This is a genomic window from Clostridiaceae bacterium (assembly GCA_012840395.1).
Classification (GTDB): Bacteria; Bacillota; Clostridia; order Acetivibrionales; family DULL01; genus DULL01.
Genome location: DULL01000106.1, coordinates 1 through 25,043, shown reverse-complemented (window position 1 = coordinate 25,043; position 25,043 = coordinate 1). Strand labels below are relative to the sequence as shown.

25 protein-coding genes are annotated in these 25,043 nt (G+C 34.4%); 4 read left to right on the top strand and 21 right to left on the bottom strand.

Annotated features, from left to right (window positions below; all coding sequences use genetic code 11):
* Positions 1–44 precede the first annotated feature (44 nt).
* Positions 45–788 (bottom strand): YebC/PmpR family DNA-binding transcriptional regulator, encoded by a 744-nt coding sequence (locus GXX20_11435; GenBank protein ID HHW32262.1) that lies wholly within the window; start codon positions 786–788, stop codon positions 45–47.
* A gap of 232 nt (positions 789–1,020) precedes the next feature.
* On the opposite strand from GXX20_11435, the gene GXX20_11430 reads away from it, so the two are divergent.
* Positions 1,021–1,746: a HAMP domain-containing histidine kinase gene (locus tag GXX20_11430; protein HHW32261.1), complete on the top strand. Its 726-nt coding sequence runs from the start codon at positions 1,021–1,023 to the stop codon at positions 1,744–1,746.
* Here GXX20_11430 and GXX20_11425 read toward each other — a convergent pair.
* The 7 genes from GXX20_11425 to GXX20_11395 form a co-directional block, all read right to left on the bottom strand.
* On the bottom strand, positions 1,739–2,383 hold the full coding sequence (locus GXX20_11425) for a YigZ family protein (GenBank protein ID HHW32260.1): 645 nt from the start codon (positions 2,381–2,383) through the stop codon (positions 1,739–1,741). The genes GXX20_11430 and GXX20_11425 overlap by 8 nt on opposite strands.
* A gap of 43 nt (positions 2,384–2,426) precedes the next feature.
* On the bottom strand, positions 2,427–2,855 hold the full coding sequence (locus tag GXX20_11420) for an NUDIX hydrolase (protein ID HHW32259.1): 429 nt from the start codon (positions 2,853–2,855) through the stop codon (positions 2,427–2,429).
* Between the two features lie 181 nt (positions 2,856–3,036).
* Positions 3,037–4,284, bottom strand: a complete 1,248-nt coding sequence (locus tag GXX20_11415) for an aminotransferase class I/II-fold pyridoxal phosphate-dependent enzyme (GenBank protein ID HHW32258.1) — start codon at positions 4,282–4,284, stop codon at positions 3,037–3,039.
* A 168-nt stretch (positions 4,285–4,452) separates the two neighbouring features.
* Entirely contained in the window at positions 4,453–5,073 is a 621-nt protein-coding gene (locus GXX20_11410) for an aminotransferase (protein ID HHW32257.1), read from the bottom strand.
* A 76-nt stretch (positions 5,074–5,149) separates the two neighbouring features.
* Positions 5,150–7,675, bottom strand: coding sequence for a U32 family peptidase (locus GXX20_11405; GenBank protein ID HHW32256.1), 2,526 nt, complete (start codon positions 7,673–7,675; stop codon positions 5,150–5,152).
* A 106-nt stretch (positions 7,676–7,781) separates the two neighbouring features.
* Positions 7,782–8,192 (bottom strand): cell division protein ZapA, encoded by a 411-nt coding sequence (zapA, locus tag GXX20_11400; protein HHW32255.1) that lies wholly within the window; start codon positions 8,190–8,192, stop codon positions 7,782–7,784.
* 313 nt (positions 8,193–8,505) lie between these two features.
* Positions 8,506–9,087: a DUF1836 domain-containing protein gene (locus tag GXX20_11395; protein HHW32254.1), complete on the bottom strand. Its 582-nt coding sequence runs from the start codon at positions 9,085–9,087 to the stop codon at positions 8,506–8,508.
* A 354-nt stretch (positions 9,088–9,441) separates the two neighbouring features.
* Between GXX20_11395 and GXX20_11390 the strand changes: the two genes are divergently transcribed.
* Positions 9,442–9,786 carry a DUF4870 domain-containing protein gene (locus GXX20_11390; protein HHW32253.1) on the top strand — a complete coding sequence of 115 codons (345 nt, stop codon included), beginning with the start codon at positions 9,442–9,444 and terminating at the stop codon, positions 9,784–9,786.
* Positions 9,787–9,844: 58 nt separating this feature from the next.
* Here GXX20_11390 and GXX20_11385 read toward each other — a convergent pair whose 3' ends face one another.
* From GXX20_11385 to metG, 8 genes are all read right to left on the bottom strand, one after another.
* Complete coding sequence (locus tag GXX20_11385; protein ID HHW32252.1) at positions 9,845–11,269, bottom strand: hypothetical protein; 1,425 nt, start codon at positions 11,267–11,269, stop codon at positions 9,845–9,847.
* 112 nt (positions 11,270–11,381) lie between these two features.
* The gene (gene rsmA / locus GXX20_11380; protein HHW32251.1) at positions 11,382–12,290 is read right to left on the bottom strand and encodes a 16S rRNA (adenine(1518)-N(6)/adenine(1519)-N(6))-dimethyltransferase RsmA; all 909 of its coding nucleotides are present in this window, start codon (positions 12,288–12,290) and stop codon (positions 11,382–11,384) included.
* Positions 12,291–12,459: 169 nt separating this feature from the next.
* Positions 12,460–13,497, bottom strand: coding sequence for a DUF348 domain-containing protein (locus GXX20_11375; protein HHW32250.1), 1,038 nt, complete (start codon positions 13,495–13,497; stop codon positions 12,460–12,462).
* A 450-nt stretch (positions 13,498–13,947) separates the two neighbouring features.
* Positions 13,948–14,967 (bottom strand): amidohydrolase family protein, encoded by a 1,020-nt coding sequence (locus GXX20_11370; GenBank protein ID HHW32249.1) that lies wholly within the window; start codon positions 14,965–14,967, stop codon positions 13,948–13,950.
* A 253-nt stretch (positions 14,968–15,220) separates the two neighbouring features.
* Positions 15,221–15,643 (bottom strand): hypothetical protein, encoded by a 423-nt coding sequence (locus GXX20_11365; protein HHW32248.1) that lies wholly within the window; start codon positions 15,641–15,643, stop codon positions 15,221–15,223.
* A gap of 129 nt (positions 15,644–15,772) precedes the next feature.
* The gene (locus GXX20_11360) at positions 15,773–16,483 is read right to left on the bottom strand and encodes a hypothetical protein (protein ID HHW32247.1); all 711 of its coding nucleotides are present in this window, start codon (positions 16,481–16,483) and stop codon (positions 15,773–15,775) included.
* A 22-nt stretch (positions 16,484–16,505) separates the two neighbouring features.
* Positions 16,506–17,273, bottom strand: a complete 768-nt coding sequence (locus GXX20_11355) for a TatD family hydrolase (protein HHW32246.1) — start codon at positions 17,271–17,273, stop codon at positions 16,506–16,508.
* Positions 17,274–17,344: 71 nt separating this feature from the next.
* Positions 17,345–19,342 carry a methionine--tRNA ligase gene (gene metG, locus GXX20_11350; GenBank protein HHW32245.1) on the bottom strand — a complete coding sequence of 666 codons (1,998 nt, stop codon included), beginning with the start codon at positions 19,340–19,342 and terminating at the stop codon, positions 17,345–17,347.
* A 300-nt stretch (positions 19,343–19,642) separates the two neighbouring features.
* On the opposite strand from metG, the gene GXX20_11345 reads away from it, so the two are divergent.
* Complete coding sequence (locus tag GXX20_11345) at positions 19,643–20,722, top strand: DUF2600 family protein (GenBank protein ID HHW32244.1); 1,080 nt, start codon at positions 19,643–19,645, stop codon at positions 20,720–20,722.
* Between the two features lie 2 nt (positions 20,723–20,724).
* On the opposite strand, the gene GXX20_11340 is transcribed toward GXX20_11345, so the two are convergent.
* Complete coding sequence (locus tag GXX20_11340) at positions 20,725–21,258, bottom strand: spore maturation protein (GenBank protein ID HHW32243.1); 534 nt, start codon at positions 21,256–21,258, stop codon at positions 20,725–20,727.
* Positions 21,246–21,887: a nucleoside recognition protein gene (locus tag GXX20_11335; GenBank protein HHW32242.1), complete on the bottom strand. Its 642-nt coding sequence runs from the start codon at positions 21,885–21,887 to the stop codon at positions 21,246–21,248. The genes GXX20_11340 and GXX20_11335 overlap by 13 nt, the downstream gene beginning before the upstream one ends.
* Positions 21,888–22,426: 539 nt before the next feature.
* Between GXX20_11335 and GXX20_11330 the strand changes: the two genes are divergently transcribed.
* Positions 22,427–22,666: an AbrB/MazE/SpoVT family DNA-binding domain-containing protein gene (locus tag GXX20_11330; GenBank protein ID HHW32241.1), complete on the top strand. Its 240-nt coding sequence runs from the start codon at positions 22,427–22,429 to the stop codon at positions 22,664–22,666.
* Between the two features lie 87 nt (positions 22,667–22,753).
* Here the strand turns inward: GXX20_11330 and rsmI are convergent, their stop codons facing one another.
* The 3 genes from rsmI to GXX20_11315 form a co-directional block, all read right to left on the bottom strand.
* Positions 22,754–23,581: a 16S rRNA (cytidine(1402)-2'-O)-methyltransferase gene (gene rsmI, locus GXX20_11325; protein ID HHW32240.1), complete on the bottom strand. Its 828-nt coding sequence runs from the start codon at positions 23,579–23,581 to the stop codon at positions 22,754–22,756.
* 107 nt (positions 23,582–23,688) lie between these two features.
* A complete protein-coding gene (locus tag GXX20_11320; protein ID HHW32239.1) occupies positions 23,689–24,474 on the bottom strand; it encodes a tRNA1(Val) (adenine(37)-N6)-methyltransferase in 786 nt (261 codons plus the stop codon).
* 128 nt (positions 24,475–24,602) lie between these two features.
* Positions 24,603–24,773, bottom strand: coding sequence for a 4Fe-4S binding protein (locus GXX20_11315; GenBank protein ID HHW32238.1), 171 nt, complete (start codon positions 24,771–24,773; stop codon positions 24,603–24,605).
* Positions 24,774–25,043: the final 270 nt, after the last annotated feature.

Below are 25,043 nucleotides of genomic sequence, written 5' to 3'. Positions count from 1 at the left end.
TATAATTTTACTAATATAGAAGGGGTTTTTAACTTAATATCAAGTTATTCTTCCTTTGTCTCAGGCATATCCCAGTTATGATATACATTTTGGACATCATCCATATCTTCCAGGCTATCAATTAGCTTTTCCATATTTTCAATATGTTTTGGGTCAGTTAATTTTGTTGTAGTCACAGGTAACATTTCTATACTTGCCTCAGCAAATTCATAACCTTTTTGTTCAAGAGCTATTCTTACTTTTGAAAAATCATCCGCTGCTGTCAGGATCTCGTAGTAGTCTTCTTCAATATTGACATCTTCTGCTTCAGCTTCAAGAGCATCCATTATTATCTGATCTTCCGTTATTATATTACTCTTTTCAACAATAATAACTCCCTTTTTATTAAACATGAACGATACACAGCCTGTTTGACCTAAATTCCCTCCAAATCTGTCAAAATAGTGCCGTATGTCTCCTGCGGTTCTATTTCTGTTATCGGTCAAGGATTCAACAATTACAGCAACTCCACCGGGACCATATCCTTCATAAGTAATTTCCTCAAAATTATCTGAATCTACTTCTCCTGCTGCCTTCCGGATACTTCTCATAATATTTTCATTAGGCATGTTTGCAGCCTTTGCTTTTGCTATAGCATCCTTAAGCCTTGAATTTGATTCAGGATCTGGGCCTCCTTCTTTTACTGCAACTGCTATTTCCCTGCCTATTTTGGTAAACAGTTTTCCTTTTTGTGCATCAGTTTTGCCTTTTTTATGCCTAATATTTGCCCACTTAGAATGTCCGGCCATTATTATAAAACCTCCTGAATTCAAGCTTATAAAAATATAATATCAGAATAAGCATGCGTTAACAAGTGGATATCCATTCTTCCAGGAAATAATATTTACAAAAAATCACATTTTGTATAGAATAAAATTGTAAAAAAATGGTTATAATTTGGTTAATTTATAAACATTTTATTTCCTAATATTTAATTTATTAGTATGTTCTCTTATTTATTTATTTGGAGATGATTATATTATGTTCTCTGAGAATTTTATAGATATTCTCCATGATATAAAAACACCATTAAATATTATAATTGGTGCCATTCAACTAACAGAACATAATAATGATCCCCTCTCAGAAGTAATAATGATGCAAGCCAAACACTTTCAGGCAATAAAGCACAATTCTTACAGGCTTCTACATCTTGTAAATTGTATTACTGACCTAATTAAAACCGAAGATGAACATATTTTATTTAATCCCAGGTATTGCAATATTGTACCAATAGTTGAGGAATTAGTACAAACCTCTGCTCCTTATGCCCATGTAAAGGGAATTCACCTTGAGTTCGAGAGTTCTGAAAAAGAAATATTTGCATTAATAGATGTTGAAAAGTTTGAAAGAATTATTTTGAATCTTCTCTCAAATGCATTTAAGTTTACACCATCAGGTGGAAAAGTTACAGTAAAAGTATCTTGTTTAGATAATAAAGCATATATTTCTGTAAAAGACACAGGAATCGGAATACCTGATAAAATGCAGGACCTTATTTTCGAACGTTTCAGCCATGTAGGAAGTCCTCTTTCTGCCAGTTCTGAAGGAATAGGTATAGGACTTTCAATTGCCAAATATTTTACTGACCTGCATAAGGGGAAAATAAGCCTATTAAGCAAAGAAGGTGAAGGCAGTGAGTTTATTATTGAAATACCAATAAATAATAAAGCCCATATGAATAATATAACTAACACTACTATTTGAAAAAGGTCTCATTCATAGGTACGTACATTTTTTCTCCCAATTCAGTAACTGCCCTGCCGTTGGTTTCCTCCTCCATCAGGATTAAAAAATCATCTGCTTCACCAACAGGCACAAATATGGATATATCTATATCCTGGCCATAAGAAATATTATTTACGGGATATCCTTTCTTCTGAATTAAGTTCTGTACTTTGCCCCAAAGTGTATATTCTACTATAGCTTTCACTTCAGTACACAATGATTTTTTAACAATCCCTGCAGCTTCAATGCCAAGAGTTGCACTTTTGCTGTATGCCCTCACAAGACCTGTAGCTCCAAGCAGAGTTCCTCCAAAATACCTGGTTACTACAACTACTAAGTCTCGGACATCCATTCTTTTAATTACCTCTAATACCGGCATACCTGCCGTACCTGAAGGTTCTCCGTCGTCACTGAATCTCTGGGTTGTAACATCACCGCCAATATAATATGCGTACACGTTATGAGTAGCGTCCCAGTATCTGGACTTTATCCTGTTGATAAATTCCAGAGCTTCTTCCTCTTTGGACACAGGTTTTACAGACGCAATAAACTTGGACTTCTTTTCCTCAAACTCTGCAACAGCTTCCTTAAGTACAGTTTTATATTCTATCTCCATTGTACCTCTTAACAAAATTTTATTTCATTAAGTTCAGCAGTTATCAAACCACAGCTATTAAATCTTTGTATTTCATATAAGAGAAATTTAGCAAAGATTTGTCCTGACTATAGGTAACAAGATTCATGGCTTCTTCAATATCGAAAAAACCGCCGTCCGTAAAATTTTTTTCCTTATTAATTTTAAAATCATCTTGCAGTGATCTCATAATATACCAGATAATTTTATTGCAGACCGGCCTTTGCCGTGTTATAGAATAGAATTCATAGCTCGTATGACCTGCCGGGGAAATAATTTCAGCTGTTATCCCGGTTTCTTCCTTGACTTTGTCTAATGCTACCTGACTTGACAATAAACCTTCTTTAATTAATCCCTTTGGGAATACCCATTCGCCTTTTTCATTCTTTAGAAGGAAAACCCTTTTTCCTTCAGGGCAGAAGACGACACCACCCGCGCAGTTTCTCACCAGCATATCGCAAAACCCCTTTCAAAATTTGAATGTTATGGTTACAATCTGGCATCACTACAATAATTCTTCAAATGATAATATTCATTTTTCCATAGAGCACTTCTTAATATAAGGATACCCTATTAGAAGAATTTAATCAATGATATTATGAATATTATTCCCCTATATAAATATGAATATGAAGTTATATCAGATCATATTTTCTGCCTACGTCTTCAAGTACATTCAGGGCTTTATCCAAGTGCTCCTTTGTATGGGCAGACATTACACTCATCCTGATTCTGGATAACTTTCTTGGCACAGCGGGATATAGTACTGGATTCACATAGATATTATTTTCATGCAGTTCTCTGCAAACTTCCCTTACTTTATAATCATCTCCAATTATTATGGGGAATATGGCTGTCTCAGAATTTCCAAGATTAAATCCCAAATCCAGCAGATTTTTTCTGAAATATCTGATATTTTCCCATAGTTTTTCTCTCAGTTCTGGTTCCTCTTCAATTACATCCATTGCAGCAATCAGTGAAGCGGCAGATTGAGGTGTCATTGCTGTTGAAAACATATAGGGTCTTGAATAAAAGTGTAGTAGAGTAACCAGTTCTTTATTTGCAGCTATAAATCCGCCAACTGCTCCTAATGCTTTTGAAAATGTACCAGCTACAATATCCACTTTGCCTTCCACATTGCAGTGTTCCGGAGTTCCTCTGCCGTTTTTGCCTATAACTCCCGATGCATGAGCCTCATCAACCATAACATAAGCACCATAATGTTTTGCAATTTCTACTATCCGGTCAAGGGGTGCAATATCTCCATCCATTGAATAGACGCCATCTACAGCAATTAATTTTGTCCTGAACTTATCTTTTACCTTTTTTAAGGTTTTTTCAAGGGAGTCCATATCATTGTGCCTGAAAAAGTTTATATTTGTATTTTTGCAACCATCTATAATACTTGCATGCACAAGCATGTCCAAAACCGCAGTATCATTTTCTCCCAGAAGTGAAAGCAACGTTCCGGCATTTGATCCAAATCCCGATGTATAAATAATAGCAGATTCACAGCTCTTGAATTTAGCAACTCTTTCTTCAAGTTTTATATGCAAATCTGTTGTTCCTCCCAGTAATGGGACACTGCCTGCTCCAGCCCCATATTTTTCTAAAGCTTCTCTTCCTGCCGCGATTACTTTTGGATGGGCTGTTAAATTTAGATAATCATTTGAGGCAAGATAAACCATTTCTCTGATTTCTCCTGTATACCGGTCAATAACTTTTCTAACCGGTCCGGAGCCATTTGTAGCTACCCTTTTATATTGAAAATGCTTCTTATCAATATAATCTTCAATAAACTCATAAAAAATCTCTGCTCTCTGCATGATATCACATTCAGGCATATTCATAAAATTTGCCAGGCTTAAATTAGTTGAATCCATGGTCTCCCTCCAGTAAATGAATTTTAGAGCTAAACTCAAGCACCCTAATAAATAAAAATATTAAATAATTTAATAGATACATAAAATAAAAAAATAATTAATACATAAATAAATATATAAATATAGAATACACCAAAACCTTGCTATCCGCAACAGTTTTGCCCGTTACTATCCTGAATGTCCGAAACCTCCTCCTCTGTTTTTGCCTATTAACTCTGGATTTGGATGAATTACAAAATTTGCTTTCTTATACTCCGCAAATACCATCTGAGCTATTCTATCGCCCTTTTTTATATATAATGTGCCAAAGGGATATCCATTATTATCAATATAGATTATTTCATTAAATATTCCCCGGTTTCCATAAGCTGATATATCAATACCTTTTTCTTGTTTCAAGTAGTCTCCCAGTTTAATTCCACGGTACTCTTTATTCAGTTTATCAAGCAAGCCTGGATCCTCAATTATTTGATAAGGCAGGCAGCTGATATTATATGTATTTTCAAGTATTATACCAACCACATTTCTGTAATCGCTGTCAATTGTTCCCGGACTGTTTGGAATTCTCAGATAGGTTTTAAGGGACAGTCCGCTTCTAGGTCTTACCTGTGCTTCAACATTATTATCCATTGCCATTATAAAATTTAAAGGCATGACCTTTGTCTCCCCCGGCTGTAATATCATATTCTCAGTGGCATATAAATCACATCCGGCTGAATTTACCGAAATATATTCAGGAAGTTTGCCTCCATCCATTAACTTAATGAATACATTAATCTCGTTTCCCAACATTTAATACCCCCAAACCTTATTTATAATACACATACCAGTATACATGCTGACATAAATACTGTTTTAAACTATCTCACACACCTTTAAAGTAATGTCCTTTGGTAAATCCTTGCTCTTTAATGCTCCGGATTAATTCCTTAAATTTGTCTGCATCTTTCGTTTCACCGTATATTATATTTCTGTACAAGGATACAATCTCATTTATCCTGTCAATACTTTCATCATATATGCATATACGTCCCATATTTACCGGTGATTTCTTCAATCTTTCAATCATATCCGGTATAAACAATACCTTTGAGTTGAGAATAACGCTTCTGCAATCGATATCATCGCTTATTACAGGAAAATCCATTCCCATTCTGTCTCTAATTACATTATTCTGGTTTTTGCAAGGCCTGGAGCTACACCTTGACTTTCCGCCCGAATCTCCAAAAGTGCTTCCTATAACGCAATGCTCACTTGTCATCAATGGTATTCTTCCATATACCAAAGCTTCAATATTTCCTGAATTATCTGGAAGTCCTTTTTTAATTGATTCTATCTGATAGATAGTCATTTCGGGAGTAAGGGTAACCTCCTGCAATCCAAGTTGGAATAATTTATTGATTGTAAAGCTGTTAAAAATATTAAAAGAAAAGTCACCAACAAGTTTAATATCCGGATAATCCCTGAAAAATCCTAATGAACCAATATTCCCGATCAAAAATCCGTTTATATCCATTTCTATAATTTTATTTAAGCCGGATTTTATCACCTTATCATAATTTCCCTTTGTTATAGAAGGTAACCAGGCAAATATTTCTTTTCCCTGCCTGTGCAATGCATCAACAACAAATGGCAAATTCTCATTGAAAAATGATCTAAAGGGAAGATATATTCTTTCCACATTTATACTGTTAAGCTTCTCTGGATTATATATTTCTTTATTATTATAGTCATAGAATAGGACAGACAGTTTGAACACTTCAGAAGTTATTTCACTTTTATTGCTGAAAGGCATTTCTGCATAAAGATATAATTTATCTTCATGCCTTATGCTCTCTTTATTTCTACGGAATTTATGGGTTTTAGTCTTTTGCAGTTCTTCCAGTGCCATACGCCTGATTTTATTTATTTCACTTGCCGGTACAGACAAAGAGCCCTCAATATCTATAAAAAGTTCAGCAAATTCAAAGGGCGTATCCCCGGTTTTGTTCAACTGTGTTTTTACCCTTTCTTCAGTAATAGGATAATTTATTGCAGTTTCCGGAATAAAATCAGACAGAACATGTACTGTATTTCCGCCCGCATCCCATAGCATCAGGGAAAGGGGCTTGTTAGCATGGATTTCCATTCTTCCCATAATGGGAACTTTTATACCTGATCTTTTAGTAAAGGACTCTCTGGCAGCAATATTAAGTCTTTTTTCTGAAGTCCTGTAAACAGGATTTCCTTTGCTTATTTTTCCCCTTATATCACCTACATTTACTATATCGCCTTTGTTGGCAGAAGTTATTTTCTTTCCATCCCTGACAATGCGGGTTACAACTGTTCCAGGGCTATTATCTTCCCCATTCCATATTTCAATTCCGTCACCTATCGAAAGACTATCTTCTAATTTCAGTTTTATATTGCTGCTTTTATTATCATAGGATATAACTTTTCCTATATTAATTCCCCAGTTTTTTGGCTTATGATATGCCATCAGGTCTCTGCCAGGTTTTCCCTTCAGATATCCTTTTGAAAATCCTCCTCTGTTAAATATCTGGGTAAGGTCCTTCAAATCACTTTCTTCAACAGTATAGCTTATAGATTTATTATTATTCTTTAGGTCAAGTACCTTATCCATATATTTTCTGTATATCCTTACAACTGTAGCCACATACTCCGGTGTTTTCATTCTTCCCTCTATTTTCAGGGATCTGACACCAGCTTCTATAATGCTGTCAAGTATATGTATTGTGCTTAAATCTTTGGGGCTTAACAGATATTTTTTTTCATTGTTAAAAGTATATGGTAGCCTGCAAGGTTGGGCACATTTCCCCCTGTTGCCGCTCCGCCCTCCTATCATGCTGCTCATAAGGCATTGACCTGAATAACTTATACATAGTGCTCCATGAACAAAGATTTCAATATCTATATCAGTATTTTTAGTGATATGGAGAATTTCATCCAGAGAAAGCTCTCTTGCCAGTATCACACGCTTAAACCCCAGATTCTTTAATAATTCCACTCCTTCCAGGTTATATACAGTCATCTGTGTACTGGCGTGAATATCCAGATCAGGCAAAGTTTTTTTAACAAGACTTGCTAAACCGATGTCCTGAACAATAATCCCGTCAATTCCTGCAATATAAGCCTCCTTTACAAAAGCAAGAGCTTCTTCCATTTCTTCTTCTGAAATTATAGTGTTTACAGTCAGGTATACTTTTACATCACTTACATGGGCATAATCAATCGCTTCAACAAGCTGTTTCCCGTCAAAATTACTTGCTTGTTGCCGGGCATTAAATAATTTTCCGCCAAGATAAACAGCATTGGCACCATTTTCAACTGCCGCCAAAAATGCTTCCCAGTCCCCTGCAGGCGCTAATAGTTCTATAAAATTATTATCCATTTCTTTCTTTCATCTCTCCAATCAAGGAACAGAGTTGTAAAGTCGTTAAAAAAGCGCTTATGTTCAGCGCTTCTCTAGTTAATAATATTCTCATTTCATCCTACTCTTAACCCTTCAACCTTGTATATTTTTCAATAGAATTTCTTACTTCCTTCAACTCAGCTTCTCTTTTAGCCAACTCAATTTGAAGGTCTTTGTTCTTACTTAGTAAAGTAGAATTTTCTGCTGAAAGCTTCTTTACTTCTGTCCGCAACTGCTCAAGTTCTTCTTTTGTTCTCTCAAGTTCACCGGTTAGATTCGCTTCCCTTTGCTGAATTTTAAATAAATCATCTGCAACATTTACGGCTGTCAGAACTGCTGCTAATGATGTGCTCAGTTTGTTATTCATCCTGGTAACTTCATTCATTTTTTTATCAATGTATAGGGCGACTTTCTGGATGTATTCATCTGATTCAGACCCGACTAAAATGTAATCCTTTCCACCTATCCTAACCTCAACCTTGTTTTTGGCAGCCACAGGGATCAGCTCCTTAACTTCTTTTCTATATTATATTATATTTCGTCAAATTTTGCACTCACTATCAAACATAATAAAAATATAATTTATATTTTTCATTTTCGGTCATTTTATGAGAATTGCTTATGCAGAAGTATTCACAACCTTTATCCGGAAATCGGAGAGTATTTGCATGTTTTCTGTGAAAGACCTGAGTATGCAGTTAAATAATCCTACTTGTTTAAAATTCCTTTTAATAATCAGAGGGAAGCTTTCCTGCAGATAATGTTCGAGCCGTCCCTCAAACATTTTTGTGGAAAAATTTATTATATTCTTAATTTTCCTGGATATATTCATTAATTATCTCTCTTATCAAATCCTTCATTGCTACAGTGTTTGCCATAATAGTAAGGGCAATCATGAAAGCAGACGCCTTATTTATCTCATCACCGGTTATTCCATCTTTTTTAAGAAGAATTTCCATGTTATCGAAAAGATCAGGTAATAACTTTTTCCAGGTGTTAAGACTTTCTTTTCTCATGGCAAGATAGTTGTTGTAAATATCGCTTACTTTAATAATATCGTCTTCAAAAATTTCCGGATTGTTCCTGATAGGCTGAAGAACTGCTTTTATTTCTTCCAAGGTGTATATCTCCTTGAGATTATCAATTAAAGCAAGAAGTATAAGATGATTTTTAGTATAATACCTCTTTTCAAAAGGAGGAGGCAACAACCCTACTCTTACATAGTTTTGTATCATTGTTTTCGTAAAGTTTCTATTTTGCCGGTCAAAAAACTTTACTACTTGTGAAATTGTCAGCTCATCACTAAGTGTCGCTATTTTAACCTGATCATCCTTGTTAATTATCTTATCACAAAGACTTAATAAGGATTCTTTATCCATAGCTTTTTTCATATAATACTCCTCTCTACATTTTATTTACTTATTATCTATATAATATAGTGTAGTTAACTATTATAATTCTAACATAAATAATTTTTGTTTCATAGTAGAAAATATTATAAAATACAATATATAGAAGAACTTTTTCTACAGACAAAATTTTTCTATTGCTTTATAATAAATACTTTTTATAACAGTACTTTGAATTGAGAGGATTAAATCAAAATGCGGTGTTTAATTATCTAGAAATGTTTTTTATGCGTTATAATACTTATTAATGGACCGTTTATTTATTGCTCTGATAATATTTCGAACCCCAAGAGGTAAAAAAACAATACAAAACAATTTTTTAAGGGGGGGAAAGTTATGTCTAGTGGAAATTCAAACAAAACTTCACTGGGTATTAGTGAAAATGTTGCAGGATTGCTTTGTTACGTATTAACATGGATAACAGGAATAATATTTTATATTTTGGAAAAGGAAAACAGATTTGTAAAATTTCATGCTATTCAGTCAATAGTAACATTTCTTCCATTAATGGTATTCTCTTATATTATAGGAATTATACCATTTTTAGGGCCACTAATTAAATCAATAATCTGGATACTGGAGGTTATTCTCTGGCTTATCCTCATGATTAAAGCGTACAGAGGCGAAATGTATAAACTGCCTATTACCGGCGATTTTGCCGAACAGCAGTTAGACAAGTAAAAAAACATATGAATAATAATTGGGGTTCGAAATATTTTATGTTTTTTAAATACTTTTATTAGCTAAAATTCAGGAATTCTCCACTTTCCGGTTCATAATAGGCAAGCCAGTATCCAAAAGCTCCTTCTCTGGGTCTGTTGCCTTTTAGCTGAACCCATCTGCAGGCACTGCCAAGAGGCCTGGTATCCACACTATATACTCCTGGTATACCGAATACAACATACCCTCTGTGCCTTATTCTGTCAGTATATATACCCACAATTAAGTGCCGGTATTTAAGATGTGCCCTCATTACATTTGTATTAAACAGGTCGGTTGTTTTAATCCCGAATTGATAGAGTATATTGTTTAGATAGACCAGAGTACTTACTTCCCACCACCTGTAGTCTTTTCTCCTGCTGTTGAAAGGATCTGACTTTTCAAAATACTTATCAAAATACTCAGCCAAAGCTCCAAAATCGAAGGTTTTGTTTGTACCAGCTTCTATCTGGGCTCTTTCTCTTTCTTTAAAAAATGCACAATCAGTACAGGAGGAAATTCCTGCAGGGCAGTGCCAGTATCTGGGACTTTGTCTTTCCCTATACTCCTGACCTAAATTCTTTTTTCCCTGTTCTTCACTTGGAGCCTTGTTTTCCTCTACTGGAACATTATCTCCTTTAAAATTTCCTTCATAACTATTATTTTCCTTTTTGGATTCTACCTTGTAATCCTCTTTGTCTTTCTCCTTAATATCTTTTGCAACTTCTTTATTATCCTCTACATCTTCTCTTTTATCTTCCCCTTTGCCTTCTTCTTTGTTCTCATCTATATATTCTTTTTTATTTTCATTATTATACTCTTGTATGTACTCTTTCTTTATATCTTCTTCTTGTTTTCCTGTACATTCTTTTCTATTTTTTTCTATCCGTTCTTCCTTATGTTCTTCTATTTGTTCTTTCTTTTCTTTTTCTTTATATTCTTCAGTTCTCTCGCTTTTTTGTATTAATTCTTCCTGGTTTTCCTGATGTTTCTCCTCATATCTTTCTTTAGTGTTTTCTATATAATTTTTATTTGTTTTTGTTCTCAGCTTGCCTCTCCAATCTTCTTTCTTATCCTTATAGGCAGCAAGAGGACAAATTATCTTAAGTCTCTCAGAACCTTTGGGTTCCACAAGAAGTGCGAATACTGAAAAATTATCTATGCTTCTTCCACTGTTAAAAAAGTCATAGGGATTAAATTCCAGCTGTACTTCCGCTTTATTGTTAATCACTTCTATATTGCATATATCCGCTTTGAAAATATCATTTCTGCTGCAATCAAAAGCACATAAATTATAGATGAAACCAATAGTATTCTTTATATCCTGAACTAAAGCAGACAGCTTTCCTTTGCCTTTTCTGATTTCTATTTTTATATAACCTATTGGTTCCTTACCAGCTCCATATTCAGCATCTTCAACTTCAAAAATATAATAATTTCTCTGGAATTTATATCTTTCAACCACAGCATTGCCCCCTATTCCAAACATACATAAAAACTTGAGTATTCAAATCTCTTTTATACTATATATATGCTGGAATAGGGATTTAACAACACTATTTATTGCAAAAATAAGATTACCCTTTGTCCATATTTGATATGGTCTTTGCAAGCCTGACAAACTGCAGAACAGGAAGTGCTTCGGCTCTCACAGACTCTTCTATTCCCAACATGTTTAAAGTCTGCCTGATCATGGTTTCATTTCCCACGAATAACTCTGAATCTTTCAAAGAATTAATTATTGTTTTTCTTCTGTGGCTGAAAGAACACTTTAGAACTTTAAGAAATGTATCTTTTTGAGATTGTAATATTAAAGATTCCTTCTTCCTATTCATTTTAAGAACTACAGAATCCACATCTGGTTGTGGGAAAAAGCAATGCCTCGGTATGTTTAAAGCTTTTTCTATATTATAAAAACATTGTACTGCTACCGATAATATCCCGTAGTTTTTTTCTCCGGGGCTGGCAGTTATCCTTTTCTCAACTTCTTTCTGAACCATAAGAACAAGCATGTCCAAAGGTAATTTTTCCTCTATTAGTTTTAAAATGATTGGTGTTGTAATGTAATATGGAAGATTTGCCACAATCTTAATATTGGTATATCCTGATTCAGAAGAACAGATATTGTTATCTTTACAAACATATTCTGCTAAATTGACCTTCAAAAAATCTTCATTAATAATCCTGACATTTGATAAACCGGAAATGTTTTCTTCAAGGGCAGGAATAAGGCGCCGGTCTATTTCTATTGCAAGGACTTTATGGCACCTATCTGCAAGCTCAACTGTTAAGTTACCTATTCCAGGGCCTATTTCTATAATAAAATCTCTTTTACTGATCTCTGCTGCATCAGCAATCTTCCTGACTGCATCTATACTTGTAAGAAAGTTTTGCCCCAGGCTTTTTGACAATCTAATATTATGTTTTTTTATAATTTCTCTGGTGTTAATACAGCTATATTTAGGGCTGCCAGTACTATTTTCCATACCCAACCTCATTTTATTTTCACTATGCTAATAATTTATTAAAGCAAAGCCGGGATTTACCCGGCTTTAGAATTTAGTCCCTTATTTTATAATGATTTGTTTTTGAAATATGCTAATCCATAATTTAATTCATAATATGATTATAATTTAAGATTCTTTTAAAACACATCTACTCTTCAAGGATATAAACCTTTACTCTTTTTATACCCCAAGATCTAACTGTTTCAACATCTTCAAAATACAGGTCTATCAAATCGCCTTTTATTGCACCCCCTATATCTGCTGCCACAGCATACCCATAATCAGGTGTGCTCCCGGCAACTTCTACATATACTTTGGTTCCCAGTGGTATCACCTTTGGATCAACGGCAATTACTCCTTTTTTTGCCTTAATACCTGTGTAGGTGATACCAAATTGTGGATGATCAGGATTCTTTCCTGTATCTTCAAAGGAGGAGGTGTAAGCAGTGGCTCTCATATTAAGGACCTTTGAATATCTTATAGTATCTCCTCTGGCAGTCTTATAGGTGAGCATAGTGCCTATCTCTACAATCTTGTCAATGGGAGCTGACAATATTTTTTGAATAAGCAGCTCTCTTTTTACTTCTTTGCCATCCTCATAGACCACCTTATATGTTTTTTGCTCAACTCCTTCTTCTCCCTGACGAACAACTTTTTCCTTACCATGTTCCAATTTATCGTTTTCTCTCATTACTACCTGATAAGGAATGGGAATTTCTTCATTTACTTCTCTTACATCCACCCTGACGATTTTTAGTTTCATGTTTTCAACTACTATATCGTCAAGATCTGCATATTCAAGCCTGTCTAACGGTGATAAGTTAATACCGCCGGCTGCAAGAGCATCTTTTACGGTTTCCTTACAGCTCATAAGTTTGATTTCCTGTCCATCCACTTCTACATAAACCGGTACAGCTTTTTTTATTTGTATATCATTGATTTTTGTCTTATGTAATATGGAGTCAAGAGGTACACTTATATAATCATCAGGTACAACTTCAACTCCGGCTTCTTCCAAAACTTCTTCTACAGTGTTTTTCATAGTCTTTAGCACAATTCTTTCCGTACCACAGCTAATTACCACATCTCTTCTTAGATATTCGAATAAACCTAAACCTGCTAAAGTAACTATTATTAATACACCAACAGCAATAATCCTTTCTGTAGATTTTATTAGCCTTTTTATATTTTTTTCTATCGGCTTCAAAATAAGTTCCTCCTATTAAATATTAATAATAAGGGACTTGTTGCCATTTTAAATTATTAGAATCTTTTTGTCAATTATATTCCCATTATATTACTTATATTGTAATTATTTACCTGTTTTTGATAAAATATACATACCCTTAAATATCATAAAACAATGGCATTGCCTCCTTTATTTTTACCTGTCAGTTTGTTGGCTTTGTCTTAAACCATGTTTTATGTATATTCTATTTTTAAAAAAATATGACAAGTTATACATACATTACTGAGACAAGTTGTATATCTGCTAATGCAGGGAAAATAGTATAATACTTTAAGAAATCACAGCAATTTCACTTTTAAAAGAAATGAGTTTGCTGTGATTTCTGAAATATTAAACATCAATAATAAATTCTTTAATTAATTCTTAACTTCTGCACATGAGGTAAATTTAAATGTTGTTAACCAAATTGTACAAATTATCGTAAAAAATTTTATCTTTTTCCCGGTCAGTAAATCCGATTTCATCAGCTGTATCAAGTATAGATTTCATTTGTTCGTATAAGAAGAATGTATATTTTGCTTCTTCTTCCGGAGATTCCAGGTGTTTGTTCCAGGAAAAATCTTCTCTGCACAAGTTAAAATAATCTCTTTCAGTCCACTTTCTTTTTCCATGCCAGAAAAATATAGGCATATCGGAACCATATAATATTTTATCAACAGGTATTTTTTCAAAAGCCAGTCTATAGACTGCCGGATTTATTACTCCAGTAGTGTCAAAATAGAAACCTTCTGCCCCACTCATCATTTCAAGCCCCTTTTCCAGATAATAGGGACAGAAAGCTCTGCCAAAATGAGCAATAACAATTTTTATTTCCGGATATTTCTCTCTTATTTCCATTAATTCCCTGACATTGTCAGGATCTGCTAATCTTTCTTTCCGTGGCAGATGGAGCATGAGCGCTCTTTTATACTTGTCAAGCAGTTTAAGCTGTTCCCTTGTTATAAAATCAAATATGCTTATATCCGCACCTTTTTTACCTGAAACCATATCAGGATATGGTTTAAAGCCTATAAACCCGCCATTTACCAGAAATTCCTCTGTTTCTTCTATATCCCAGTCAGGTGCTAAACTCATAAAAGGTGTCAGTTTGCCTTCTGACTTTTTCTGAGACAGGTATTCATTATTTGCTTTTAAATCTGCTTCTTTTATTGGCCATGGCATTCCAGCTATCTTGTATTCAACACCAGGATATAATTCCTCAGCGCAGGCATATGCATCTTCACAGGGAAGTACGATACCGCACTCAAGAGCCCAGTCTGTCTTTATTCTTTCTGGTGTAACTCCTTCCACATGGGACTTTAAGTTTATATGTACATGTGCATCAAAAATCTTTGACGGCATGCGTTCTTCAAGATATTCAGAATAAAAGATCCTGTCAACCTCAGTTTTTATAAAATAAGTATTCAAGAGTATATCCTCCTTTATCCAGGTATCACCTTTACAAAATAAATTATATAACATAATATGGCAGAGTTCTATAAATCTAATATTAAAATGAATGATAAGTGAATGCATTGCCATTAATCAAAGCACTGCTTAATAAAAAAGAGCAGAAGTAAACTGCTCTCTATACTGGCTTGTTTATAACCCTATACTACCTCTTAATGCTGACTACTTTTTACATTATTATTTTGATTACTTCTCTCCTTGCCTGAAATAATTACCATCTAGGCATTCCCATACCGCCCATGCCGTTCATTCCGTATCCATTCATTATTATAGGACACTGTAACTGTTTCAGAATAGGACAGCAAATCATCGGTCCCATATACATCTGAGGAATCTGATATTGCTGTGGCATTACATATGATTCAGGCATATGGTATGTTTCTGGTGTCGGGCACATGTAATCATTCTGCATCATCATAGGCATACCATTATGAAGCATCGGCTGCATTCCATACATACCTGATACATCGTATATATCATGGCTAGGGAAAGCTTCTTGCGCCTGGGTGGGCATAGGTATTTCCATCATCTGAGGTACTTCAGCCTGTTGCGGAACCTTCGCTGCTTGTGATGCAGCACTCTTTCTTTCGCCAGATCTATTGCCCATTTCTTTCATTTTATTTTCTTCTTTCATTTACTTATCCCTCCAGCATATAATTTCATAGCTAGCTTGGGAAATACATAAACCCATAATTTCCCCTGCTATTAGTACATTATATGAACCTGGAAGTAATTTGTGATAATTTTATTTATGTTAATTATGTTAATAGGCTGTGAAAATTCCTGAGATCATCCACTGTTCCATTTCTTTTGAATAATCCACTGTAATATATCTTTCATTCAATCCTTCAGAAAAATCAGTAAATGATCTGTCAAAACCTTCGGATTTCTCTATAATAAACTGTACTTTAAATACAATATCTCCTTTTTTATTATCTAATATATCCTCAGGAAGAAATTCCATAGATTCGATTTTAATACTTTTTATACTGTTTTTATAATTATCAGCAAATTCCTTGGGGCTCATTAAAACTTGATTACTGGAAGGTCTTAGTCTTATTAATTTATATGCCTCATCATAATTTCCGGCATTTATACTATCTACCCAATTTATGATGGCTTTTTCAATATCTTTTGTGCCTGATTGCTGAATAAGCGTATAGATTGTTTCATTTTTCCGCTGGATTATTTCGAGATTTTTCTTGTTATCTTCCTCAATTTTTTTATTTGCATCTTCCAGATCCGAAATTTTTTTCTTCAAGTCAAATATTTCTGATTCCATTCGTTTTTTCTCTGTTTCAAGATTATTGATTTCTCTTCCCAGGGCTGCAATACTTGAACTGTTGCTGGCATTCAGACTTTCAAGGCTCTCGATGTCTTTTTCTTTATTTTCCCGATCCCATATCAGATAGTTTAAAACAACAAAAACTGCTATAAGCAACAACCAAACGACAATAAGAACCAGTTTTTTCATATTTAACCCCCATTGACTCTGTTTACTTGATCCTAAACAGCCTTTTTCCGTTTTCTCTTGTTATTTCAGCAATATGCTCAAAAGTTGTTCCCCTTATCTCAGCAATTTTTTCTGCAACAAACCTTACATAGGCAGATTCATTTCTTTTTCCCCGGTAAGGTTCCGGAGTCAGATATGGGCAATCTGTTTCAATCAACAATCTGTCATCAGGAATAATTTTTGCTACTTCTAATATCTTTTTGGCATTTTTAAATGTTACCGGACCTGCTATTGATATATAAAAATTATTCTTAAGCAGTTCTCTTGCCATTTCAACGCTTCCGGAATAACAATGGAATACCCCACCAACTTCACTTGCTTTTTCTTCTTTAATAATTTTCAACGAATCTTCATGGGCATCCCTATTATGGACTATTATAGGAAGTTTAAGTCTTTTAGCGGCGTCTATTTGGAGTCTGAACCAATGTTTCTGAAGCTCTCTTGGAGAATTGTTGTAATAATAGTCTAAGCCTATCTCCCCTACAGCTACTACTTTATCCTCCATCCCCAACTTTATGAGGGTTTCAATATCATTTTCAGTTGCATTACCAACGTCATGAGGGTGAATGCCCACAGAGGCATACACAAACTCATACTCCTTTGCTATGGCTATGTTGTGAACAGAGGTAGTTACATCGCAGGAAGCACACAGAATGTAAGTAACGCCGCTTTCAAAGGCTCTTCTTAATACTTCTTTCCTATCCTCATTGTATGCCTCATCATCATAATGGGCGTGAGTATCAAATAACATTTTTAAACCGTCCTGTAATTATTCGCTATTAATTTTAAATTCTAAATCTAATATCTTAAAATATAAATCTGTCAGGAGATTTTTGTACCTGATTTAATATCTTTATCAACAGTCAACAGTGACAGGTTATTACCTTCGGAAGCCGCCAGAATCATTCCCTGGGACTCAATTCCTCTTATTTTTACAGGTTTCAGATTGGCTACCAGAATTAAATTCCTGCCTATTAATTCTTCAGGAGAATACCATTTGGCAATTCCTGAAACAACCTGTCTTATTTCATCCCCTAACTGCAATTTCAACCTCAATAACTTATCGGCTCCTTCAACCTTTTCTGCTTCCACAACTTTCGCAACTCTTAAATCGGTTTTTGCAAATTGATCTATAGTAATAATACCATTATTTGAATCTTCACTTGGTTTTTCCTGTGCTTTACCACCTGTTTCTGAAACTTTTTCAGAAGTCTTATAAGCAGCGGCTGAATTGGCTGCTTTATTAGCTTCCGTAATTTCCTCTAAATGCATAAGCTCTTTCTCAAGGTCTATTCTTGGGAAAATAACTTCTCCCTTTTCTACTACAGCATTTTCAGGGTAAACTCCCCACCTCTTTGAACTATCCCATGTCAAATCACAATTTTGAAGTATCCCAAGCTGTTTCCATATTTTTTCAGGTGTTTCAGGCATAAATGGCTGAATCAGGATAGAAATAATCCTTATACTTTCCGCCAGATTATATAAAACTGCTGCCAGTCTTGCTTTCTTTGACTCATCTTTGGCAAGAACCCAGGGCATGGTTTCATCTATATATTTATTTGTTCTTGCTATGGCTTTCCATATTTCAGCCAGTGCCGAACTAAACTGCAACTTGTCCATAAGCTCTTCAACTTTACCGGAAGTCTGGATGACAACATTAATTAAATCTTCATCATATTCCCCGGAATTTTTTTGACTTGGCAAAACTCCTCCAAAATACTTATCTATCATGGCAACAGTTCTGCTTACCAGATTTCCTAAATCATTTGCCAAATCAGAATTAATTCTGTTTATTAAAGATTCATTAGAAAACACTCCATCAGAGCCGAAAGGAACTTCTCTTAATAAGAAGTACCTTACAGCATCAAGACCGTACTTTTCAACCAAAGTCACAGGGTCTATAACATTTCCCTTGGATTTTGACATTTTGCCTCCCTCAAGTATTAGCCAGCCATGTCCAAATACCTGTTTTGGCAAGGGAAGTCCAAGAGCCATAAGCATTGCCGGCCATATAATAGTATGGAAACGTACAATTTCCTTACCAACCAGATGTACATCTGCCGGCCAATACTTTTTAAATTTTTCATCATTATCAGAACCATATCCAAGAGCAGTTATGTAATTTGAAAGAGCGTCTATCCAAACATATATCACATGCTTGTTATCAAAAGACACAGGAATTCCCCAGTCAAAACTTGTCCTAGAAACACAAAGATCTTCCAATCCGGGCTTTAAGAAATTATTAATCATTTCATTCTGCCTGGAAACAGGCTGAATAAAATCAGGGTTTTCCTCCAAATATTTAATTAATCTGTCCTGATATTTTGATAATCTGAAAAAATAGCTCTCTTCTTTAGTTAATTCAACTTCTCTTCCGCAATCAGGACATTTTCCGTCCACCAGCTGGGTTTTCGTCCAGAAAGACTCACAAGGAGTACAGTACCAGCCTTCATACTCGCTTTTATATATATCTCCCTGGTCATAAAGCTGCTTGAATATTTTTTGAACGGTCATTTCGTGTCTCTTGTCAGTGGTTCTTATAAAATCATCATTGGTTATTTTCATTAATTTCCACAATTTTTTTATTCCATCAACAATATTATCTACATATTCCTTTGGGGGAACGCCCTTTTCCTGGGCTTTTCTCTGAATTTTCTGCCCATGTTCGTCAGTACCCGTCAGGAACATTACATCATAGCCTCTCAGTCTCTTATATCTTGCCATGGCATCAGCTGCCACTGTGGTATAGGAGTGGCCTATATGGAGCTTATCGCTCGGATAATATATAGGTGTAGTTATATAAAAAGTACCTTTACTCATCGTATCCTCCTTGCAACTAACAAGCAGTTTGTTATTAATAACGAAAATGACTTAAAAAACAGCACAAAAATTGTCTTAGTATTACTATACATTTTAGGAAACTTTTTTTCAAGGCTAATTCATATTGGAAAATTACATATTTGCAGGATTATTCTGATAAACAAGCTTTTCAGGAAATAATTACCATATGTATTAACAATACTGTAAATTTGTGTTAGAATTTATAAGCTGTCAACCCATTAGTTTATTAAAATATGGAAAGGCAAGAATATAATATCAATTAAGATTGGGGATGAATTAATGGCAGACAGTCAGTGTAATTTATATGGTAGCAGCGATTACAGCAAGTTATTATTAACATGCTTTATAAAAGTATTTCCTAAAGTAGACAGAGAGATTAAGTCATATATAAATATTCTGAAAAATGATGATATGGAATTACTGTATGAACAACTGGCTGAAGATTTCTCTGAAAAAAAGACATATTTCAGGGAAGGAAGCTTATATGCCATTTATCCGGGAGTGAAAGTACCCGATATAATAAAAATCATTGTCCCTTTAAACTTTTTATGCTATTACCTGGACAATTTATGTAATCTTTCGGCAACAAAAGAAGAAGCCAATTTCAGACAAATGTATACGGCACTTTTAGATATTACTGAGCCTGAAAGATTAAAAAGTAATTATTTCAAATATAATACCGTCAAGAAAAAGAGTGATCTGTTAAATAATCTTGTGGATCTTTGCAGAAATCAGCTTAAAACCCTGCCCTCATATAATGTAATTAAAAAATCTATTATAAAATTTATAAATTATTATATTGATATACAAGTATATAAACATATGAATAAAGATTTAAGAGATGACTTGCTAAAAACATGGGCAGATAATTATACCAGCAGCTATCCTGAAATATATTGGTGGGAATTTGCTTCTTCATCAGAATCTCTCTTTGGAATCTTTTCTCTAATTGCTGCAGCATATGACCCTAATCTGTCTTCTTCAGAAGTAAATACTTTAGTTTCTGTTTACTTTCCATGGATATGTGGCCTGCATTCCTTACTAAATCATTACATTAACTATCAGGAACATTTCCAACTGGGTAAACTGAACTATACTTACTACTATAGAAACCTAAAACAATGTGAAGAGAGGTTGTCTTTTTTTATAGATAAGTCTTTATTGCTCTGTACAAAATTAAAGCATGGAGATTTTCATGCTACAGTAATAAAAGCATTGATAGCTGCTTATCTCTCAGACCCTAGAGCTTCTTTCGGGATGAATAAATTAACCAGTTCCAAATTGCTTATCCAGCCGCCCCCACCAACGGGCGCCTATTATAAGGTTTGCCAGTTATTGAGGTATATAAAAGCAATTTGATATTAGTTTCCAAAGACAAGGGTACATATCCATACAGACAGCAGTATACTGACAGCATCTGCTATTAGAGCTACCGCAAGAGTATATCTTATTTTCTTTATGCCTACCGAGCCAAAATAAATAGCTAGTGTATAAAAAATTGTTTCTGTTGACCCCATCATCACAGAAGTAATTCTTCCTATCAATGAATCGGGGCCATAGTTTTCAATAATCCCGGCTACCACAGCAAGAGAAGCGCTACCGGAAATCGGCCTTAGCAGAACCAGAGGCAGCACCTCCCTGGGGATTCCCACAAGGGAAGTTAAAGGAGCAACTGCATGTATTATTAAATCAAGTGCACCTGAAGCCTTGAAAACCTCAATGGCTACAAATAATCCTACAAGAGAGGGAACTATTCTAAATATAGTATTTGCTCCTTCTTTTGCACCTTCAACAAACACATCATAAACCCTGACTCCATTATACAGTCCGGAAAATAAAATTATTGTAAAAATTACAGCTATAGCATATTTTGATATTTCTTTTAAAAAATCCATATACCCTGCTTTCTTCCTACTTTTTTATTTTTTCTTTTTATATCTGTACTTGTTATATTTGCGCCTGAAAATAATTTAGCCAGAATGATTCCAGTCATGGCTGCTAAAGATGAAACCAACCAGATTACTCCTATTATATCTGTGGGGTTATCAGAGCCAGCTTTAAGCCTGATGGCTATCAATGTTGCAGGTATCAGTTGCAATGATTGTGCATTCAGAATAAGAAACATGCACATTGCGTTGGTAGCCCTGTCTTTTTTAGGGTTTAATTTTTGAAGTTCCTGCATGGCTTTTAGTCCTAGTGGTGTAGCAGCATTTCCCAGACCTAAAAAATTAGCTGCAAGATTCATCACAATAGCTCCCATTGCCGGATGATCCCGTTTAATTTCAGGAAATAAAAATCTTAAGACAGGACGCATAAGTTTTGAAATTGTTTGAACCAAACCACTTTTTTCAGCTATTGCCATTATACCTGTCCACAGGCATGTTACACCTGCAAGACCAATGCATAATTCTATTGCTTTCCCGGCAGATTCCAAAGCTGCCTGGGTTGTGGCTTCCACATTGCCGTTGAGAATGGAAATGACAAACCCGGCCATCAGCATCCCAAGCCATATGTAATTAAGCATATTATCTGCTCCCTAACACCAGAAAACTAAAACCCAGTAATAATTCATATGAAGATTGGCAGGAGACTATTCATAATTATGTTACTACATTGAATTTATATATTGAATTCATAATAAAGATAGATAATAAAGTGTACACATTAAGTTCAACCTTAAACGAGTATAAAGTATTAATGGAAAAATATATTTAGTCGAATAATGTCGAAAAATGAGTGGATATATTTAACTTTATTAGAATACACTTCCTATTATTTACATGAGATTTTCAAGAAAGTTATCTAAATATTCCCTGGTAATTACTTCTATATATGTTAGCTAATATTATTTAAATCAATCTAAATAAAAATAATTATAAATGTTCAAATTTGAATAAGCAGCATTCATGCATATTACAGGGATTTGGACATTTCTGGAATATTTTCTATGTAATATATTTCCATAGAAAATATTTGAAATTTTTTTTATAATTTGTTGACGACTATTGGAATTTATGATAAAATAAATTTGTCGAAAATTGTAATTTCAGGGAGGATGTTGATATGAAGTCTACTGGTATAGTAAGAAAGGTTGATGAGTTAGGAAGAGTTGTTCTTCCCATAGAACTCAGAAGAACTCTTGATATTGCAGAAAAAGACGCATTAGAAATATATGTAGATGGAAATACCATTATATTGAAAAAATATGAGCCTGCATGTATTTTCTGCGGCGATGCAAAAGATGTTGTTGTATACAAAGGCAAAAATATTTGCCCCAACTGCCTGAAAGAATTAAAAAAATAATCTCAAATCCCTTAAAAGCTTAGATTAAATCTAAGCTTTTTTTATATTTTACGGACCTATATTTTCAGTAATATAAGGTTCCATGTTTTACCGGTTTTCTTCACAGATTTCATCTTTATCCTTAATTATGCTGTCATACACTTCTCTTCTGGACATTGATCTTTCCTCGGCAACTTTCTTTAAAGCTTCCTTTCTGCTTAAACCGTTTTTTATCCAATAATCCAAATGTTCCTTTATTGGAATGCCCTCCCATTTATTTATATTATCCTGAATATTTTCATCAACACAGTAACCTTCAAGTATAAGTACATATTCTCCCTTAGGTGTTTTTTCTTTATATATTTCAACAGCTTCTTTTAGAGTACACCGTATTACTTCTTCAAATTTTTTAGTCAGTTCACGGGCTATTACTATTTTTCTGTTTCCAAGAGTCTCAAATAATTCATTTAGCGTATTCCTAAGCTTATGGGGAGCTTCATAAAGCACCATAGTTCTAAATTCCTTTTTTATTTCTGAAAGCCTTTCTTTTCTGCTTTTTTTATTCATTGGAAGAAACCCTTCAAATACAAATCTGTTGGTAGGCAATCCGGACACTACAAGCCCCGTAATTGCAGCAGTAGGCCCTGGAGCTGCTACCACTTTAATTCCTTCCTCAATGGCAAGCTTTATGAGATCTTCACCGGGATCTGATATTCCCGGAGTACCTGCATCAGATACAAGAGCTATATTTTTCCCTTCAAGAAGCAGCTTTATAAGATAATTTCCCTGTTTTATCTTATTATGCTCATAATAGCTTATCAGCTTTTTTTTGATTCCATAATGATTTAACAGCTTTAATGTCTGCCTTGTATCTTCTGCGGCAATTACATCTGATTCTCTTAATATGTTAAGAGCCCTGAATGTAATATCTTCCATATTACCTATAGGCGTTGAAACTATATAAAGTGTTCCTGCATTTGTTCCTGTATCATTCAAGGTATTTCCCTCTCAATATTTTCAATTTTATTTTTATTTATATACCATCATTTATCTTCATTTATCTTTAATTCCATCACAGTTATTCTTCCATAAATTAAATCAATATCACGAGTGTACTTTCCATTTTCATCATAGATATATAAGGGATCCATCATTTTAAGTTCAGGCCTTCCTCCCTTTATTCCTTTAATCAGCAATAAATTAGGCTTTTTCCCGGCTGAAGGATGAACAAAACGCAAGTATTTAGGTTCTAAAGAATAATTTCTCATATGATACATTATGTCAACCAATCTGTAAGGCCTGTGAACCATGGCAAACTGTCCTCCCGGAACAAGGAGCCTGCTGGCAGTATTTATAATATCTTCAAGGCTGCACATTATTTCATGCCTGGAAATAGCCTTAGTGTCTGATGGATTAACCAGACCGCAACCTTGATTTATATAAGGAGGGTTTGATATTACTACATTGAATTTGGAAGCGCCGAAATACTCAACAGATTTTCTTAAGTCCATGCATATTATACTGACTCTCTCTTCCAGTCCATTTAATCTGACACTTCTTGAAGCCATCTCCGCCATATCAGGTTGAATTTCGATTCCAGTTATTGAAGCTGCCTGAGTTTTGCCTGACAGTAGAATAGGTATAATCCCGGTACCTGTTCCCAAGTCAATAACTTTATCCTTTTTTCTAACATCTGCAAAATTCGCCAGGAGTACTGCATCTATTCCAAAACAAAAACCCTCTCTTTTTTGTATAATACGCAAACCATTAAGCTGAAGATCATCTATTCTCTCGTTATCCAGCAGTTCAACCTCATTGGAGAACTCCAAATATTTCACCCCTCATATATTAATTATTTTTACAGTCATATATTTAGTTATATAACAAAAGGCCAAGTAGAAAGAACTTATTAACTCCCTACCTGACCTCTTATTTGCAGTTTATCTGCAATAATTAATTATTTTTGTTCCGGAGCGCCTACTGGACAAACATCTGCACATGCTCCACAATCTATACAAGCTTCAGCATCTATAACATAAGTATCTTCACCAGCAGAAATGGCTGATGAGGGGCATTCAGACTCACAAGCGCCGCAACTAATGCAAGCATCACTAATAAAATATGCCATCTATAGTACACCTCCCCACAAAATACAGTTAAGGTCAGGTTCTTTTGCCCCAAAACCCAACAAATTTATTCTACCATCAATAAAGGACAAAAGGAATACTTTTTTTGTTAATATAATTTATTATAAATTGCAATATTAAATGTCGTGAAAAATTTGGTAAATCCATTGCTTACTGGAATAAATTCTATACATCATACCGCCATTTCTATGGCTGACCTATAACCAAACATTCTTCTTGGATATTCATTAATCCATCTCTCTATACTTTTT